The organism is Allobosea sp. BK604, from assembly GCF_004341515.1.
Classification (GTDB): domain Bacteria; phylum Pseudomonadota; class Alphaproteobacteria; order Rhizobiales; family Beijerinckiaceae; genus Allobosea.
Window position 1 is genome coordinate 171,973 of the sequence record NZ_SLZF01000007.1, and the last position, 16,015, is coordinate 187,987.

Annotated in this window: 16 protein-coding genes; 9 read left to right on the plus strand and 7 right to left on the minus strand. The window is 65.9% G+C overall.

Going from position 1 to position 16,015, the window contains the following annotated elements:
* Positions 1-49: 49 nt before the first annotated feature.
* Complete coding sequence (locus EV560_RS21985) at positions 50-496, minus strand: MarR family winged helix-turn-helix transcriptional regulator (protein WP_131857954.1); 447 nt, start codon at positions 494-496, stop codon at positions 50-52.
* Positions 497-561: 65 nt separating this feature from the next.
* Between EV560_RS21985 and EV560_RS21990 the strand changes: the two genes are divergently transcribed.
* From EV560_RS21990 to EV560_RS22000, 3 genes are all read left to right on the plus strand, one after another.
* The gene (locus EV560_RS21990; protein ID WP_131857955.1) at positions 562-1,293 is read left to right on the plus strand and encodes a DUF899 domain-containing protein; all 732 of its coding nucleotides are present in this window, start codon (positions 562-564) and stop codon (positions 1,291-1,293) included.
* A gap of 216 nt (positions 1,294-1,509) precedes the next feature.
* On the plus strand, positions 1,510-2,043 hold the full coding sequence (locus tag EV560_RS21995) for an isochorismatase family protein (protein WP_131857956.1): 534 nt from the start codon (positions 1,510-1,512) through the stop codon (positions 2,041-2,043).
* A gap of 101 nt (positions 2,044-2,144) precedes the next feature.
* Entirely contained in the window at positions 2,145-3,146 is a 1,002-nt protein-coding gene (locus EV560_RS22000; protein WP_131857957.1) for a Vgb family protein, read from the plus strand.
* Positions 3,147-3,199: 53 nt separating this feature from the next.
* Here EV560_RS22000 and EV560_RS22005 read toward each other — a convergent pair whose 3' ends face one another.
* From EV560_RS22005 to EV560_RS22025, 5 genes are all read right to left on the minus strand, one after another.
* Entirely contained in the window at positions 3,200-4,192 is a 993-nt protein-coding gene (locus tag EV560_RS22005; protein ID WP_131857958.1) for a branched-chain amino acid ABC transporter permease, read from the minus strand.
* Between the two features lie 34 nt (positions 4,193-4,226).
* Positions 4,227-5,114, minus strand: a complete 888-nt coding sequence (locus EV560_RS22010; RefSeq protein WP_131857959.1) for a branched-chain amino acid ABC transporter permease — start codon at positions 5,112-5,114, stop codon at positions 4,227-4,229.
* Between the two features lie 80 nt (positions 5,115-5,194).
* Positions 5,195-6,397: an ABC transporter substrate-binding protein gene (locus EV560_RS22015; protein ID WP_131857960.1), complete on the minus strand. Its 1,203-nt coding sequence runs from the start codon at positions 6,395-6,397 to the stop codon at positions 5,195-5,197.
* Between the two features lie 62 nt (positions 6,398-6,459).
* The gene (locus EV560_RS22020; protein WP_131857961.1) at positions 6,460-7,203 is read right to left on the minus strand and encodes an ABC transporter ATP-binding protein; all 744 of its coding nucleotides are present in this window, start codon (positions 7,201-7,203) and stop codon (positions 6,460-6,462) included.
* The gene (locus EV560_RS22025) at positions 7,193-7,957 is read right to left on the minus strand and encodes an ABC transporter ATP-binding protein (protein ID WP_131857962.1); all 765 of its coding nucleotides are present in this window, start codon (positions 7,955-7,957) and stop codon (positions 7,193-7,195) included. Before EV560_RS22025 ends, EV560_RS22020 begins: the two co-directional genes overlap by 11 nt.
* A 503-nt stretch (positions 7,958-8,460) precedes the next feature.
* Between EV560_RS22025 and EV560_RS22030 the strand changes: the two genes are divergently transcribed.
* Entirely contained in the window at positions 8,461-10,128 is a 1,668-nt protein-coding gene (locus EV560_RS22030) for a caspase family protein (protein ID WP_165923576.1), read from the plus strand.
* 118 nt (positions 10,129-10,246) lie between these two features.
* Here the strand turns inward: EV560_RS22030 and EV560_RS22035 are convergent, their stop codons facing one another.
* On the minus strand, positions 10,247-10,864 hold the full coding sequence (locus EV560_RS22035) for a TetR/AcrR family transcriptional regulator (RefSeq protein WP_131857964.1): 618 nt from the start codon (positions 10,862-10,864) through the stop codon (positions 10,247-10,249).
* A 193-nt stretch (positions 10,865-11,057) separates the two neighbouring features.
* On the opposite strand from EV560_RS22035, the gene EV560_RS22040 reads away from it, so the two are divergent.
* The 5 genes from EV560_RS22040 to EV560_RS22060 all read left to right on the plus strand — a co-directional run bounded on the left by EV560_RS22040 (position 11,058) and on the right by EV560_RS22060 (position 15,982).
* On the plus strand, positions 11,058-11,516 hold the full coding sequence (locus EV560_RS22040; RefSeq protein ID WP_131857965.1) for a (2Fe-2S)-binding protein: 459 nt from the start codon (positions 11,058-11,060) through the stop codon (positions 11,514-11,516).
* A gap of 3 nt (positions 11,517-11,519) precedes the next feature.
* On the plus strand, positions 11,520-13,700 hold the full coding sequence (locus tag EV560_RS22045; RefSeq protein WP_131857966.1) for a xanthine dehydrogenase family protein molybdopterin-binding subunit: 2,181 nt from the start codon (positions 11,520-11,522) through the stop codon (positions 13,698-13,700).
* Positions 13,700-14,329 carry an Isoquinoline 1-oxidoreductase subunit gene (locus tag EV560_RS22050; protein ID WP_131857967.1) on the plus strand — a complete coding sequence of 210 codons (630 nt, stop codon included), beginning with the start codon at positions 13,700-13,702 and terminating at the stop codon, positions 14,327-14,329. The genes EV560_RS22045 and EV560_RS22050 overlap by 1 nt, the downstream gene beginning before the upstream one ends.
* Before the next feature lie 277 nt (positions 14,330-14,606).
* Positions 14,607-15,314 (plus strand): CoA transferase subunit A, encoded by a 708-nt coding sequence (locus EV560_RS22055; RefSeq protein WP_131857968.1) that lies wholly within the window; start codon positions 14,607-14,609, stop codon positions 15,312-15,314.
* A gap of 11 nt (positions 15,315-15,325) precedes the next feature.
* Positions 15,326-15,982 carry a CoA transferase subunit B gene (locus EV560_RS22060; protein ID WP_131857969.1) on the plus strand — a complete coding sequence of 219 codons (657 nt, stop codon included), beginning with the start codon at positions 15,326-15,328 and terminating at the stop codon, positions 15,980-15,982.
* The last annotated feature ends 33 nt before the right edge of the window (positions 15,983-16,015 follow it).

The following is a 16,015-nucleotide window of genomic DNA, read 5'->3' on the forward strand; positions in this document are numbered from 1 at the left end:
TATCACATTTTCTTCACGCGAACCGGTGCCCGCTTCGCGCGAAAATGCTCTAGGACAGTGCCATCAGGTCCTGCCGCAATCGGTCAGGATCGGCCCCCGGCAGCCCGGCCTCGACGGCGTCATGCGTACGCTGCCAGATCGGCACTGCGCTGGCGAGCAGCGCAATTCCCTCCGGGGTAAGCTTCAGCCGCCGGCTGCGCCTATCCTTCACGTCCTGCATGACGATGACGAGACCACGCCGGGTCAGCGGCTTCAGCGCCGCCGTCAGCGTGGTGCGGTCCATCGCCAGCAGATTGGCGACCGGGCCGAGCGGCGGCGGCTCCGGCCGGTTGAGCGACATCAGCAGCGAGAACTGTCCGTTGGTCAGGTCGAGCGGGCGCAAAGCCTCGTCGAAGCGCCGCGCCAGGGCGCGCGCGGCACGCTGCACATGCAGGCACAGGCAACAATCGCGCACATGCAGGGTTGTCTCGAAGGGGATGGAAAGGGGTTTTGACATCCGAACTTTATGTTGATATCAACGTATTTAGTCAAGCGGTTAAATACGAGCAAGGAGGATGTGCCATGCAACAACACCCCATCGTCTCCCGCGAGGAATGGCTCACGGCCCGCAAGGCGCTGCTGGCCCGCGAGAAGGAAGAGACGCGGCTGCGCGACAAGGTCCGGACCGAGCGTCAGGCGCTGCCCTGGGTCAAGCTCGACAAGGACTATGCCTTCGAGACACCGGCCGGAAAGCGCAGGCTGGCCGATCTCTTCGACGGCCGCAGCCAGCTCCTGATCTACCATTTCATGTTCGGCCCGGACTGGGATGCGGGCTGCACCGGCTGCTCGTTCCTGTCCGATCATCTCGACGGCACCTTGCCGCATCTCAACAATCACGACGTCACGCTGGTTGCGGTCTCGCGCGCCCCGCTCGCCAAGATCGAGGCCTATAAGCGCCGCATGGGCTGGAAATTCCCCTGGGTCTCGTCTGATGGCAGCGACTTCAATTTCGACTTCCATGTCTCCTTCACCAGGGAGGAACTGGCAGGGGAGGCCGTCGATTACAATTTCCGCCAGACGCCGTCCGGTGACGCGCATGACGAACTGCCGGGCCTCAGCGCCTTCTTCCGCAATGAGAAGGGCGAGCTCTTCCATACCTATTCGAGCTATGCGCGCGGTCCGGAAGAGCTGATCGGCACGCTGATGATCCTCGACCGCGCGCCGCTTGGCCGCAACGAGGGGTCGACCATGAATTTCGTCAAGCGTCATGACGAATACGAGGCGGCGCCGAAGGCGCATGTCTGCTGCGCCTGATAAGGGGCGCTCGAGCCTGGAAGGAACAGGCGTGGGGTAGGTAAAGGTGTAGGCGGGATGTTGCGGTCTCGCCGGCGGCATGGGTTGGCCAGGGTCTGAAAGGTGCAATTGGCAAAGCTGCGGCTCTCGTTCAGCTTCCTCTGGTGTTCTCGCCTTTACCTCACACCGCCCTCTTCTTCAGGAGAGGGTGCCTGCGCCTTCCTTGCGAGGCCCGCCATGCTCCTGCTCGACCCGGCCAGCACCCATCTCGTGGTGATCGACTTTCAGGCTCGGCTCATGCCGAAGATCCATGACGGCGCCCGCATTCTCGCCAACGCGCGCCGGCTGGTCGCGATCGCCGAACTGCTCGACATCCCCGTCCTGTTGACCGAGCACAATCCGGCCGGACTGGGCGACACCGTCCGCGAGCTCGCCGAGAGCGGGCCGGTCGTCGCCAAGATGAGCTTCGATGCCTGCGCCGATCCAGATTTCATCGACGCCTTGCCGGATGACGACGAGGAACTCGTCCTATGCGGCTGCGAGGCTCATGTCTGCCTCGGCCAGACCGCGCTCGGCCTGCTCTCGCTCGGTCGGCGCGTCATCGTGGTTCAGGATGCGGTCGGCTCGCGCACGCCCGAGAACAAGGCTGTCGCTCTGCGGCGTCTCGAAAAGCACGGCGTCGAGATCGTCACCACCGAGATGGTCGCCTTCGAATGGCTGCGTAGCGCCGAGCATCCGCGCTTCCGCGATGTCCTGAAGCTGGTCAAATAGGCGCCGCCACCGGAACCCCATCGCGGCGGCTCAGTTTCATCATCTTGTCGGCCTAGTTTTTCCAGGCGCGCTTCCGCGCGGACCGACAAGGGGAGACGTCGATGCTGCGCCGTTCCGTCCTGCAACTCGGCCTTGCCGGGCTTGCTTTCCCGGCCATCATTGGCCGTGCTGCCGCGACCGGGGCGTCGACGCCCGGAACACGGTTCGACGTGACCTATTTCGATCTGCCTGGGATCAAGGGGCCGCATGGCCTCGCCGCCACCGGCGATGGCGCGATCTGGGTCTGCGGCAACAAGAACGGCACGCTCGGCCGCTTCGACCCCCGCACGAGCGAGATCAAGCTCTTCGAGCTCGGTCAGGGCTCTGCGCCGCGCAGCCTGCTGCTCGCTGGTGACGGGGCGTTCTGGCTGAGCGATGCCGGGCAGAACGCGATTCTGCGCGTCGATCCCGCCAGCGGGGCGGTCCAGCCCTTCAAGCTGCCGGCCGAGCGCCCGCACGCCGATCTCGATGCAGCGGTGCTGCGCGACGAGATGCTCTGGTTCACCGGGCAGGAGGGCGTGATCGGCCGCCTCAACACCAAGACGGGCAAGGTCGATCTCAAGGAGGCGCCGCGCGGGCGTGGCGTCGCCGGCATCGTGTTGACGCCGTCCGGCGATCTCTGGTTCGCCTCGACCATCGGGAATTACGTCGCCGAGATCGCGGCCGAGACCTTCGAGGTCATCCCGGCCGAATTGCCGAAGCCAGATCAGGGCCCGCGCCGGCTCGCATCGGATTCGAAGAGCCGCATCTGGGTCACCGAGACCAATTCCGGCAATGTCTCGGCGCTCGACACCAAGAGCCGAAGCTGGAAGAGCTGGAAGCTGCCCGGCGACCGGCCACGCCCGCACGCGGTTTATGTCGACGATTCCGACAAGCTTTGGCTGAGCGACTTCGCCACCAACGCCATCGTGCATTTCGATCCGGTCACGGAGGCCTTCAACAGCCTGCCGAGCGACAAGCCGGGCGCCGAGGTCCGCCACATGCATGGCCGCTCCGGCGAGACCTGGGCCGCCGAGAGCGGGCACGACCGGCTGGTGCGCATCCAGACGGTGAAGCAGGCTTGAGCCGACATCCCGGACGCGCCAAGGCGCGCTGCCGCGCGCTCGCGATGACGCGCTTATAGCGGGCGCTTGATCGCCTTCGCGATGACGCCGACGATGCCTTCGCGGAACAGCAGCACGCAGACCACGAAGATGCAGCCCTGGATGACGGTGACCCAGGCGCCGAAGGATGCCAGGTAGTTCTGCATGGAGACGATGACGAGCGCGCCCGCGATCGGCCCGAACACGGTGCCAAGCCCGCCGACCAGCGTCATCAGCACGACCTCGCCCGACATCGACCAGTGCACGTCGGTCAGCGACGCCAGCTGGAAGACGATCGCCTTGGTGGCGCCCGCCAGTCCGGCGAGCGTCGCCGAGAGCACGAAGACCGCGAGCTTGTACTGGTTGGCGCGGTAGCCGAGCGAGATCGCGCGCGGTTCGTTGTCCCGGATAGCCTTGCAGACCTGGCCGAAGGGCGAATGGATGATGCGGTAGATCAGCAGCAGGCCCGCCATGAAGATCACCGCGACCAGCCAGTAGAGCGCCCGGTCGTCGGCGAGGCTGACGAGGCCGAAGAGCTTGCCGCGCGGCACCGCCTGGATGCCGTCCTCGCCGCCGGTGAAGCGCGGCGTCTGCAGCGAGAAGAAGAACACCATCTGGGCCAGCGCCAGCGTGATCATGGCGAAATAGATGCCCTGGCGGCGGATGGCGAGCGAACCGAACACGGCCCCGAGCGCCGCCGCGATGATCGTTCCCGACAGGATCGCCAGCTCGGGCGTCAGGCCCCAATGCTTGGCGGTATAGGCCGAGACATAGCTCGCCATGCCGAAATAGGCGGCGTGCCCGAAGGACAGCAGGCCGCCATAGCCGAGCAGAAGATTGAAGGCGAGCGCGAACAGCGCAAAGCACATCACCTTCATCACGAAGACGGGATAGGCGACGAAGGGCGCGACCGCGAGAGCGACGGCGAGCCCGATGAAGATCGCCCGGTGCAGCCGCTCGGTGCCCTTGCTGGTTTCGGAAATCGAGAGGCCGGCAGCCGGCGCGTCGGCCGAGATCACGTCTGCCATGGTCAGTTCCTCTCCTTCTCGACGGGCCGCGCGCTCATGCCGTCCTCCCGAACAGCCCGGCCGGCTTAACCAGCAGCACCAGCACCATGATGATGAAGATCACCGTGGCGGAGGCTTCCGGGTAGAACACCTTGGTCAGTCCCTCGATCAGCCCGAGCGAGAAGCCGGTGATGATCGAACCTAGGATCGAGCCCATGCCGCCGATGACGACGACCGCGAAGACGACGATGATCAGGTCCGCGCCCATGTTCGGGTTGACCGAGTAGATCGGCGCCGCCAGCACGCCGGCGAAGGCCGCGAGCGCGACGCCGAAACCATAGGTCAGCGTCACCAGCAGCGGCACGTTGATGCCGAAGGCCTGGGTCAGGGTCGGGTTCTCGGTCGCGGCGCGCAGATAGGCGCCGAGCTTGGTCTTCTCGATCATGAACCAGGTTGCGAGGCACACGACCAGCGAGGCGATCACGACCCAGCCGCGATAGTTCGGCAGGAACATGAAACCGAGATTATGCCCGCCGGCGAGTTGCGGCGGGATCTGGTAGGGCAGGCCGGAGGAGCCGTAGGAATTGCGGAACAGGCCCTGGACGATCAGCGCCAGGCCGAAGGTCAGCAGCAGCCCGTACAGATGGTCGAGATGGGCGATGCGCTTGAGCAGCAGCCGCTCGATCACGACGCCGGTGAAGCCGACAACGATCGGCGAGAGCACGAGCGCGGCCCAATAGTTCAGCCCGAGATAGTTCAGGCCCATCCAGGCGACGAAGGCGCCCATCATGTACTGGGCGCCATGGGTGAAATTGATGATGTTGAGCAGCCCGAAGATCACCGCCAGCCCAAGGCTGAGGATGGCGTAGAACGAGCCATTGATCAGGCCGAGCAGAACCTGGCCGAACAACGCCTGCGGGGGGATTCCAAGAAGCTCGAACATGCCATTCAAACCGTTTCTGTGCGGCAAGGCCGGGGCCGGCTGGCGGCCCCGGCATGGTCGTATCGTCCTGGCTCAGGCGCTCACTTCTTGATGAACGAGCAGCCGCCCTCGGAGAGCGGGCGGAAGGCCTGCTCCGCCGGCAGCACCGCGATCTGCTTGTAATAGTCCCACGGACCCTTCGATTCCGACGGCTTCTTGACCTCGAACAGATACATGTCGTGCATCTTGCGGCCGTCCTCGCGGACCTTGCCCTTGCCGAACAGCGGATCGTCGGTCGGCAGTTCCTTCATCTTGGCCATGACCACGGTCGGGTCCTTGCTCTTGGTCGCCTCGACCGCCTTGAGATAGTGCAGCAGGCCCGAATAGACGCCGGCCTGGACCATGCTCGGCTTCTTGCCGCCATTGAGCTTGGCGAAGCGGTCGGACCAGGCGCGGGTCTGGTCGTTCGTGTCCCAGTAGAAGGACTCGGTCAGCACGAGGCCCTGCGCCGTCTGCAGGCCGAGCGCGTTGACATCGGTGATGAAGACGAGCAGCCCGGCGAGCTTCTGCCCGCCCGCGACGATGCCGAACTCGCCCGCCTGCTTGATCGAGTTGATCGTGTCGCCGCCGGCATTGGCGAGGCCGATCACCTTGGCCTTGGAGGCCTGGGCCTGCAGCAGGAAGGAGGAGAAATCGGTGCCCGGGAACGGCGTCTTGACCGCGCCCAGCACCTTGCCGCCGTTCTTGGTGACGATCGCGGCGGTGTCGCGCTCGAGCGCATGGCCGAAGGCGTAATCCGCGGTCAGGAAGAACCAGGTGTCGCCGCCGGCCTTCACCATGGCGCCGCCGGTGCCCTGCGCGAGCGCATAGGTGTCATAGGTCCAGTGGATCGTGTTCGGCGAGCAGGCCGAGCCGGTCAGGTCCGAGGCGGCGGCGCCCGAGTTGATGAAGATCTTGTTCTTTTCCTTGGTGATCTGGTTGACCGCGAGCGCGACCGAGGAGGTCGGAACGTCCATGATCACGTCGACGCCGTCCTGGTCGTACCATTGCCGGGCGATGGTCGAGCCGACATCGGGCTTGTTCTGGTGGTCGGCCGAGATGATGTCGACTTTGATGCCCTTGTCGGCCGCCTTGAAGTCCTCGACCGCCATGCGAGCGGCGATCACCGAGCCCTCGCCGGAGAGGTCGGCATAGAGGCCGGAGCGGTCGTTGAGCACGCCGACCTTGACGCTGACCTGCGCGAAGGCCGTGCCGCTCATCAGCGCGGCGAAGGCGCCGGCCAGAAGCAGTGACTTGAATTTCATGCCGTTTCTCCCTGAGGATGTCATCGATTGGGATGCGTTTCTTGTTGTTGGGACGTAAGCGATCAAACCCCGAGATAGCCGTGGAGCTTGTCGATGTTCCGGTCGAGCTCGGCATTGGGGATCATGTCGATCACCTTGCCCTGCTCGACCACGTAGTGCCGGTCGGCGACCGTCGCCGCGAAGCGGAAATTCTGCTCGACCAGGATGATGGTGAAGCCCTGTTGCTTCAGCTGTGCGATGGTCCGGCCGATCTGGTCGATGATCACCGGCGCGAGACCCTCGGTCGGCTCGTCCAGGAGCAGCAGGTTGGCGCCGGTGCGCAGGATGCGGCCGATCGCCAGCATCTGCTGCTCGCCGCCCGAGAGCTTGGTGCCCTGGCTGTTGATCCGCTCCTTCAGGTTCGGGAAGAGCGTGAAGATCTGGTCGAGCGAGAGTCCGCCCGGCTTCACCTGCGGCGGCAGCAGGAGGTTCTCCTCCACGCTGAGCGAGGAATAGATGCCGCGCTCCTCCGGCACATAGCCGATGCCGAGCCGGGCGATGGCGCGCGAGGGCAGGCCGATCGTCTCCGTGCCCTCGAGCTTCACCGAGCCCTTGCGCTTGCCCATGATGCCGATGATCGACTTCAGCGTCGTCGTCTTGCCGGCGCCGTTCCTGCCCAGCAAGGTGATGACCTCGCCTGGCGCGACATCGAAATCGATACCGTGCAGCACATGTGATTCGCCGTACCAGGCTTCGAGCCCGCGCACCTGCAGAAGCGGCTGCGTCACCGCTCCCGGCCTCCCGGCGCTCCTGGCCTCAGTGAGCATGGCCGCCTCCCGAGCCGATATAGGCTTCGATCACGCGTGGGTCCTTCGAGACCGTGGCGTAATCGCCCTCGGCCAGGATCTGTCCGCGCGCCAGCACGGTGATGCGGTCGGAGAGCGAGGCGACGACCGAGAGATTGTGCTCCACCATCAGGATGGTGCGGTTGGCAGAGACCTTGCGGATCAGCGCCTCGATGCGCTCGACATCCTCGCGGCCCATGCCGGCCATCGGCTCGTCGAGCAGCATCATCTCGGGGTCGAGCGCCAGCGTGGTCGCGATCTCGAGCGCGCGCTTGCGGCCATAGGAGAGCTCGACCGCCGGCAGCTCGGCGAAGGCGGAGAGCCCGACGGCGTCGACCAGGCGCAGCGCCTCGGCATCGAGCCCGTCCAGCGCCTTCTGCGAGCGCCAGAAATCGAACGAATCGCCGCGCTTGCGCTGCAGGGCGATGCGGACATTGGTCTTGACCGAGAGCTGCGGGAACACTGCCGAGATCTGGAAGGAGCGCACCAGGCCGAGCCGCGCGATCTCCGCTGGCTTCTGGCGGGTGATATCCTTGCCATTATAGACGATCGAGCCCTTGGTCGGCGGCAGGAACTTGGTCAGCAGATTGAAGCAGGTCGTCTTGCCGGCACCGTTCGGGCCGATCAACGCGTGGATCGAGCCGCGCCTGACCTTCAGGTCAACGCCGTTGACGGCGGTAAAACCGCCGAATTCTTTCGTGAGACCTGAGGTTGAAAGAATAATATCCTCAGACATACCACGTATCCATGGCCGTCATCTTGGTCCATTCTTGGCGTGTTCGTTTCCCCTTGGAGGCATGCTGCACCGCGCATATCGTCCATGTCAACGGCGCAGGGATGGCGGCTTTTCCAAGGTAGTAGCCCCAAAAAGGCAAATGCGACCAAAGGCGTAAGCCTAATGTCTAGGGCGCGTGGCGCGCCGGCGCGGTCGCTCTTTCGTGACCGGGGACGCGGCCGCAGGTTAGCAGGAAATCAGCCGGCTCAGCAAGGAGTCGGCACCGCTCCGCCGCGCTTTACCTCGCGTCGCAATCCGGGCGTCGTCATTCAAATGGAGGGTGACGTAGATCACGGAGCATTCTATTGGTCGGGGCTATGTTTCTTTACTTTAGCGTCACGTTGCTGTGTAGTGTAGTCAGCAAGTTCCTTATGTGTCGTTCGGCGGCTACGGCTCGAAATAAACCACGCTGAGGAGCCCTGGCCAGCCCTGCGACGCGGACTTGAAACCAAGGGGGTATGGCCGTGAATACCGTCGTCGTGTCCTGGCTTTCCGCGCTTTGTGCCCGGATCGTCGTCGTCATCGGCGCTTTGCTTTGCCTGGCAAGTCTTGCTGTCCCGGCCCAGGCGGCCCCCGACCGCCGCGTGGCCCTGGTCATCGGCAACAGCGCCTATACCAGCGTCACGCAGCTGCCCAACCCGGAGCGCGACGCCAAGGCCGTCTCGGCCGCGTTGAAGCGGCTCGGCTTCGAGGTCGTCGAAGGCTACGACCTGAAAATGGACGACATGACCATGGTCGTGCGCCAGTTCGCCGAGAAGCTCGACGGCGCGAAGGCGGGCGTCGTCTACTATGCCGGCCATGGCATCGCCGTCGGCGACGAGAACTATCTCCTGCCGGTCGATATCTCGCTGAAGTCGGAGGCCGATCTCGATTTCAAGGCGGTCAATGTCCAGCTCATCCTGCGCCAGATGCAGCGTGACGAGCGCGTCAACATCGTCATCCTCGACGCCTGCCGCGACAATCCCTTCATGGCCCAGCTTGCCGGCAAGTCGCGCGCGATCTCGCGTGGCCTGACGCCGATCGAGACCCAGTCGGCCTCGGGCATCCTGATCGCCTTCGCGACCGACCCGCGCGCCGTGGCGCTCGACGGCACGGCCGGCGCCAACAGCCCGTTCACCACCGCGCTGCTGCGCCATATCGAGACCCCGGACGTCTCGATCACCACGGTGATGGACCGCGTCCGCGCCGATGTCTGGGAATCGACCAACAAGAAACAGAAGCCATGGACCAACTCGTCGATCATCGGTGAGTTCAAGATGAACCCGACCCTGAAGCTCGCCGCGGTCGATCCGTCCTTGCAGGTGCCCTCGCAGGGCGGCGCGGGTGCCGCGGGCACGGCGGCGATCGCCGCTGCCGGCGCGGCCGCCCTCGCATCCGTCCCGGCGGTGCAGGGCCTCGACCGCAGCCAGGTCGACGTCAAGATGTGGGAAGCGGCCGAGCGCGGCAATTCCGCCTCGGATTACAAGGCCTATCTCGAGAGCTTCCCGACCGGCCAGTTCGCCGTCTTCGCCAAGAACCGTCTCGCCAAGCTCGAAGAGCCGGCCGCGCCGGCGAGCACGCCGGCCACACCTTCGCGCCTCGCGGGTGCGGCGGACGAGTCGCTCAAGGGCGAGACCGGCAGCCAGCAGACCGAAACCGCGCTCAAGCTCGGCGCCAAGGATCGGCGCGAGCTGCAGGCCCGCCTGCGCCTCAGCGGCTTCCAGGGGGGCGCGGCCAGCGGCAATTTCGGCCCGGCCCAGCGCATGGCCATCACGGCCTGGCAGAAATCGCGCGAGATCCCGGCGACCGGCTTCTTCACGGCCGCGCAGGTCCAGGCGCTGCGCCTGCAGACCGAGGCCGCCTATCAGCGCTCCCTCGTTGCCGACAAGCCCGTGCCCAAGGCGTCGACGAAGGCTGCTGTCAAGCCGGAGGCCCAGCGCAAGACGCGCAGCGCCGCCCCGAGCCGGGACGAGTACGAGCCGAACAGCTACCGCGCCTCGGCCCGCGAGCGCGGCGGCTATGTCGGGCGCGACCGCAGCTATGACGCCGATCGCTATCAGCGGCAGCAGGACAATTCGGCGGCGGCAGGCGCGATCGGCCAGATCATCGGCGGCGCGGTGCTCGGCGGCTTCGGACGCGGCTTCCGGCGCTGAGGCGCTGCCTTCGGTGGGGGAATACCCCCACCGTCCTTGCGAGCGCAGCGAAGCAATCCAGGAGGTCTCGCTCCACGTCCCCTGGATTTCTTCGCTGCGCTCGCAATGACGGTAAGGGCTAAGGCGCCACCGCCGCCGCGAACACTTTCGCGATATCGTCAAGTCGCTCGGCATAGCCCTCGCAGCTCGGCGTCGCGCCGAGCTTGGCGCCGGCCGCCGCGAACATCAGGCTTCCGATCAGCATGTCGATGCCGATACCGGCCTTGGCCAGCGCGATCTCGCCTGCCTTATCCGCCTCCGTGAACAGGCGCTTCGCGAAGCCGGTGAAGATCTGCTCGAAGGCGATCAGCTCCGGCCCGGCGATGCTGGACATCACCGCCTTCAGCTCGGGCAGGTGCTCGCCGGTGCCGAAACTGGCATAGGCCGTGCCGAAATGGCCGCGCAGCAGCGCCGAGAGCCGGGCCGGGAAGGGCGCTGCCATCACCAGCACGTCACGGCAACGTGCTTCGACACGCTGACCGAGCAAGTGCAGCATCGCCCGGAAGACATCGTCCTTGCCTTTGAAATGGAGGTAGAGCGTCGCCTTGGCGAGCCCGGCCTCCTTGGCGATGTCATCCATGGAGGTGCGCTTGAAGCCGTAGCGGGCGAACAGGCGCAGCGCGGCATCGGCCACCTGCTCGATGCGGTTGGTGCTCTCCTCGGCGGCTGCGCCGGAACCTTCGCTTCGGTCGGACATTGCAGTCTTGACAAGATCCAATCTGCGCGCCACTCTACTGATTAGACTCAAAACGTCTAATCAGTCCAGTCGCGCGACCCAGGACTACGGATCCATAGCCCGTATCTGATATGTCAGATCGGGCCGTCGAGAGCGAGCCTCTCGATCCGCACCATGGTGCCGCGCTGCGTCTTGCCAGCATTCGGAGGCAGCCATGGTCTCACTCAAGGTCAACGGACAGGCGCATAGCGTCGACGTCGACGACGACACCCCGCTTCTTTGGGCGATCCGCGACAATCTCGGCCTCACCGGCACCAAATTCGGCTGCGGCGTCGCGCAATGCGGCGCCTGCACCGTCTATGTCGACGGCCAGCCGGTGCGCTCCTGCGTCACTCCGGTCTCGGCGGTCGGAGACAGCGAAATCACCACGATCGAAGGCCTGTCCGGCAAAGAGGCCGAGGCGGTCCAGGCCTCCTGGACGAAGCTCGACGTGCCGCAATGCGGCTATTGCCAGTCCGGCCAGGTGATGAGCGCCATCGCGCTGCTCAAGGAGAACAGGAAGCCGAGCGATCGCGACATCGATCTCGCGATGAACGGCAATCTCTGCCGCTGCGCCACCTATGTCCGCATCCGCGCCGCGATCCACGACGCGGCCCGCGCGCTGGAGATCTGACCCATGACCGCGCATGACCCGAACCTCTCCCGCCGCTCGCTGCTGAAGGGCGCCGGCGCGCTCGTCATCGGCCTGCACCTGCCGCTCGCTGCCCGCGCCCAGTCCGGCGCCGCCTCGGCGTTCCGTCCCGGTGGCAATGCCACTTTCGCGCCCAACGCCTTTATCCGGGTGGCGCCCGACTCGACCGTGACCGTGCTGATCAAGCATATCGAGTTCGGCCAGGGCCCGTTCACCGGCCTCGCCACCCTCGCCGCCGAGGAGATGGATGCCGACTGGGGCCAGATGCGCAGCGAGCACGCGCCCGCTGACGTCAAGCTCTACGCCAATCTCGCCTTCGGCGCGCAGGGCACTGGCGGCTCGACCGCCATCGCCAATAGCTGGGAGCAGATGCGCAAGGCCGGCGCCGCCGCGCGCGCCATGCTGGTCCAGGCCGCTGCCGAGGCCTGGAAGGTCCCGGCTGCCGAGATCAAGGTCGACGCCGGAGTGATCAGCCACGCTTCCGGCAAGCAGGGCCGCTTCGGCGATTTCGCCGAGGCCGCATCGAAGCTGCCCGTGCCGGAGAACCCGCAGCTCAAGCCCGCATCCGCTTATAAGCTGATCGGCAAGGAAGGCGCGGTGAAGCGCCTCGACTCCTTCGACAAGGCACGCGGCAGGACGCAGTTCACCATCGATATCCATGCACCGAACATGCTGACCGTCGTCGTCGCGCGGCCGCCGCGGTTCGGCGGCAAGGTCGGCAGCTTCGACGCCTCCAATGCGCTGAAGATCAAGGGTGTCGTCGACGTCAAGCAGATCGGCTCCGGCGTCGCCGTCTACGCCACCGGCATGTGGCCGGCGCTGAAGGGCCGCGAGGCGCTGAAGGTCACCTGGGACGAGAGTGAGGCCGAGAAGCGCGGCAGCAAGGAGCTGATCGCCGAATACCGCAAGCTCGCCCGCGAGCCCGGCCTCGTCGCCGGCGCCCATGGCGATGCCGAGGCGGCGCTCGCCAAGGCCGACAAGGTCATCGAAGCCGAGTTCATCTTCCCCTATCTCGCACATGCGCCGATGGAGCCGCTCGACGGCTACCTGGAATGGGATGGCGAGAAGGCGCTCGCCCGCTTCGGCAGCCAGTTCCAGACGACCGAGCACCAGACCATCGCGACGATCCTCGGCCTGCCGCTGGAGAAGGTCCGGCTCGAGACCATGCTCGCTGGCGGCAGCTTTGGCCGGCGCGCCCAGGTCAGCCAGCATCTGGCGGCCGAACTCGCCATGGCCGCCAAGGCCATCGGTCCCAACCGCCCGGTCAAGGTGGTGTGGACCCGCGAGGACGATCTCACCGGCGGCTATTACCGCCCGCTCTTCGTGCACCGCCTGCGCGGCGCGGTGAAGGACGGCAAGATCATCGCCTGGGCCAATCATATCGTCGGCCAGTCCTTCTTCCTGGGCACGCCTTTCGAGGCGATGGTGGTGAAGAACGGGCTCGACGCCACCATGGTCGAGGGCGCCAACGAGATCTTCTACGAGGTAGCGGATTTCCGCTGCGACGTGCACAGCCCGAAGGTCGGCGTTCCCACCCTGTGGTGGCGCTCGGTCGGCCACACCCATACCGGCTATGCCGTCGAGTGCTTCGTCGACGAATTGCTGCAGGCGGCCGGGCAGGATCCGCTCCAGGGCCGGCTCGCCATGATGGGCGACAAGCATCCGCGCGCTGCCGCCGTGCTCAAGGCGGTCGGCGAGATGGCGAACTGGAAGGGCCCTGGCCCGGTCGATGGCCGCGCTCGCGGCGTCGCCGTGGTCGAGAGCTTCGATTCCTTCGTCGCCCAGATCGCCGAGGTCTCGATGGGCCAGGATGGCGAGCCGAGGGTGCACAAGGTCTGGTGCGCGGTCGATTGCGGCGTGGCGGTCAATCCCGACATCATCCGCGCCCAGATGGAGGGCGGCATCGGCTTCGGCCTCGGCCATGCGCTCTATGGCGAGATCACGCTCGATGCCGGCAAGCCGGTCCAGACCAATTTCGACAGCTACCGCTCGCTGCGCATCCACGAGATGCCGGAGGTCGAGGTCAGGATCATGCCCTCGACCGAGAAGCCGACCGGCGTCGGCGAGCCGGGCGTGCCGCCGATCGGGCCCGCCGTCGCCAATGCGCTCGCCGCGCTCGGTCACGGTCGCCCGCGCCAGCTCCCCGTCAAGGGAGGGACGGTCTGATGCGGCGAAGTCTCGTTCTCTCCGCCGCTGCCGGCATCGGCCTCTGTCTAGCCGGCAGCGCGCTGACATGGGCCCAGACGGCGACGCAGTCGCAGCCCGGCGGCGCCTCGCTCAGGCCCGCCGCGAGCTTCAGCAGCATCGCCAACCAGCGCGACCGATCGGTCGCGCTCTTCACCGAGATGGGCAAGGTCATGCAGCATCCGCGCTGCATGAACTGCCATCCGGTCACCGATCGTCCGCGCCAGGGCGACGCGAGGAAACTGCACGAGCCGCTGGTGGTGCGCGGCAAGGACGGGCACGGCGCGCCCGGCCTGCATTGCTCGACCTGCCACGGCAAGCAGAACTATGACCCCGCCCGCATTCCCGGCGACGGCCACTGGGCGCTCGCCCCGGCCTCGATGGCCTGGGAGGGCAAGTCGCTCGGCCAGATCTGCGAGCAGCTCAAGGATCAGAACCGCAATGGCAGCCGCGACCTCGCCGCGCTGGTGAAGCACGTCACCACCGACACGCTGGTGCTCTGGGGCTGGCGTCCGGGCGCGAGCCGCGAGCCGGCGCCCGGCACCGCGGCGCAATTCGGTGAACTGATGCAGGCCTGGGCGGATACAGGCGCGGCCTGCCCGGCGACTTAGCTTTCCCTCTCCCCCTGCGCCCTGAAGGGGCGGATGAGGGGTCGCGCTGCCCTATCCGGTGATTGGGTCTCCCGCAGCCGACACTGCCATCGTCGCGCGACCCCTGATCCGTCTCGGCTTCGCCGAGCCACCTTCTCCCGCAAGGGGAGAAGGCAGGCCCGCGGTTGCTGCACCTTCTCGTATTCGCGCTGCGCCATTTCTCCATGTTGCAACTGCACCATCCGCTCGGCTAGTGCTTGAGGCCGGAGGCAACTTCCCAGCGGCAAAGGCTCTAGCGATGAAGAAGGTTTATCCCGATGCGGCGGCTGCGCTCGCCGGCATCGTCAAGGATGGCATGACCATCATGGCCGGCGGCTTCGGCCTTTGCGGCATTCCCGACAAGTTGATCGAGGCGATCCGTGATTCCGGCGCGAAGAACCTGACCTTCGTCTCCAACAATGCCGGCATCGATGGCGCCGGCCTCGGCATCCTGCTCGAGACCCGCCAGATCAGCAAAATGATCTCGTCCTATGTCGGCGAGAACAAGCTCTTCGCCCAGCAATACCTCGCCGGCGAGCTCGAGCTCGAATTCACCCCGCAGGGCACGCTCGCCGAGCGCATCCGTGCCGGCGGCGCCGGCATCCCGGCCTTCTTCACCAAGACAGGCGTCGGCACCAAGATCGCCGAGGGCAAGGAGGAGCGCGAGTTCGACGGCGAGCGCTATATCATGGAGCGCGGCATTTTCGCCGATATCTCGATCGTCCATGCCTGGAAGGGCGATACCGAGGGTAACCTCGTCTACCGGAAGACGGCGCGGAACTTCAATCCGATGATGGCGACCGCTTCGCGCTTCACCGTGGCGCAGGTCGAGAACCTCGTCGAGGCCGGCGAGATCGATCCTGACCACATGCACACGCCCGGCATCTTCGTGAAGCGCATCGTCCATATCGCCGATCCGGTGAAGCGCATCGAGCAGCGCACCACCCGTCCGCGCACCGCCGCCTGAGGAGCATCGACATGGCCTGGACCCGTGACCAGATGGCCGCCCGCGCGGCCAAGGAACTCAAGGACGGTTACTACGTCAATCTCGGCATCGGCATCCCGACGCTGGTGCCGAACTTCATCCCGGACGGCATGAGCGTGCAGCTCCAGTCGGAGAACGGCATGCTCGGCATGGGTCCCTTCCCCTATGAGGGCGAGGAGGACCCGGACCTGATCAATGCCGGCAAGCAGACCATCACCGAGCTGAAGACGACGAGCTATTTCTCCTCGGCGGATTCCTTCGGCATGATCCGCGGCGGCCATATCGACCTCTCCATCCTCGGCGCCATGCAGGTCGCCCAGAACGGCGACCTCGCCAACTGGATGATCCCCGGCAAGATGGTGAAGGGCATGGGCGGCGCGATGGACCTCGTCGCCGGCGTCAAGAACGTCATTGTCGTGATGGAACATGTCGCCAAGAACAAGGACGGCTCGGAATCGGCGAAGCTGCTCAAAGCCTGCGACCTGCCGCTGACCGGCACCAAGGTGGTCGACATGGTGATCACCGATCTCGGCGTCTTCACCGTCGACAAGGCCAATGGTGGCGGGCTGACGCTGATCGAGCTGGCCGATGGCGTCACGCTCGACGAGATCAAGGCGAAGACCGAGGCCGAGTTCAAGGTCGCGGTCTGAGCGATCCCGCAATCGTCATGGTCGGGCCTGACC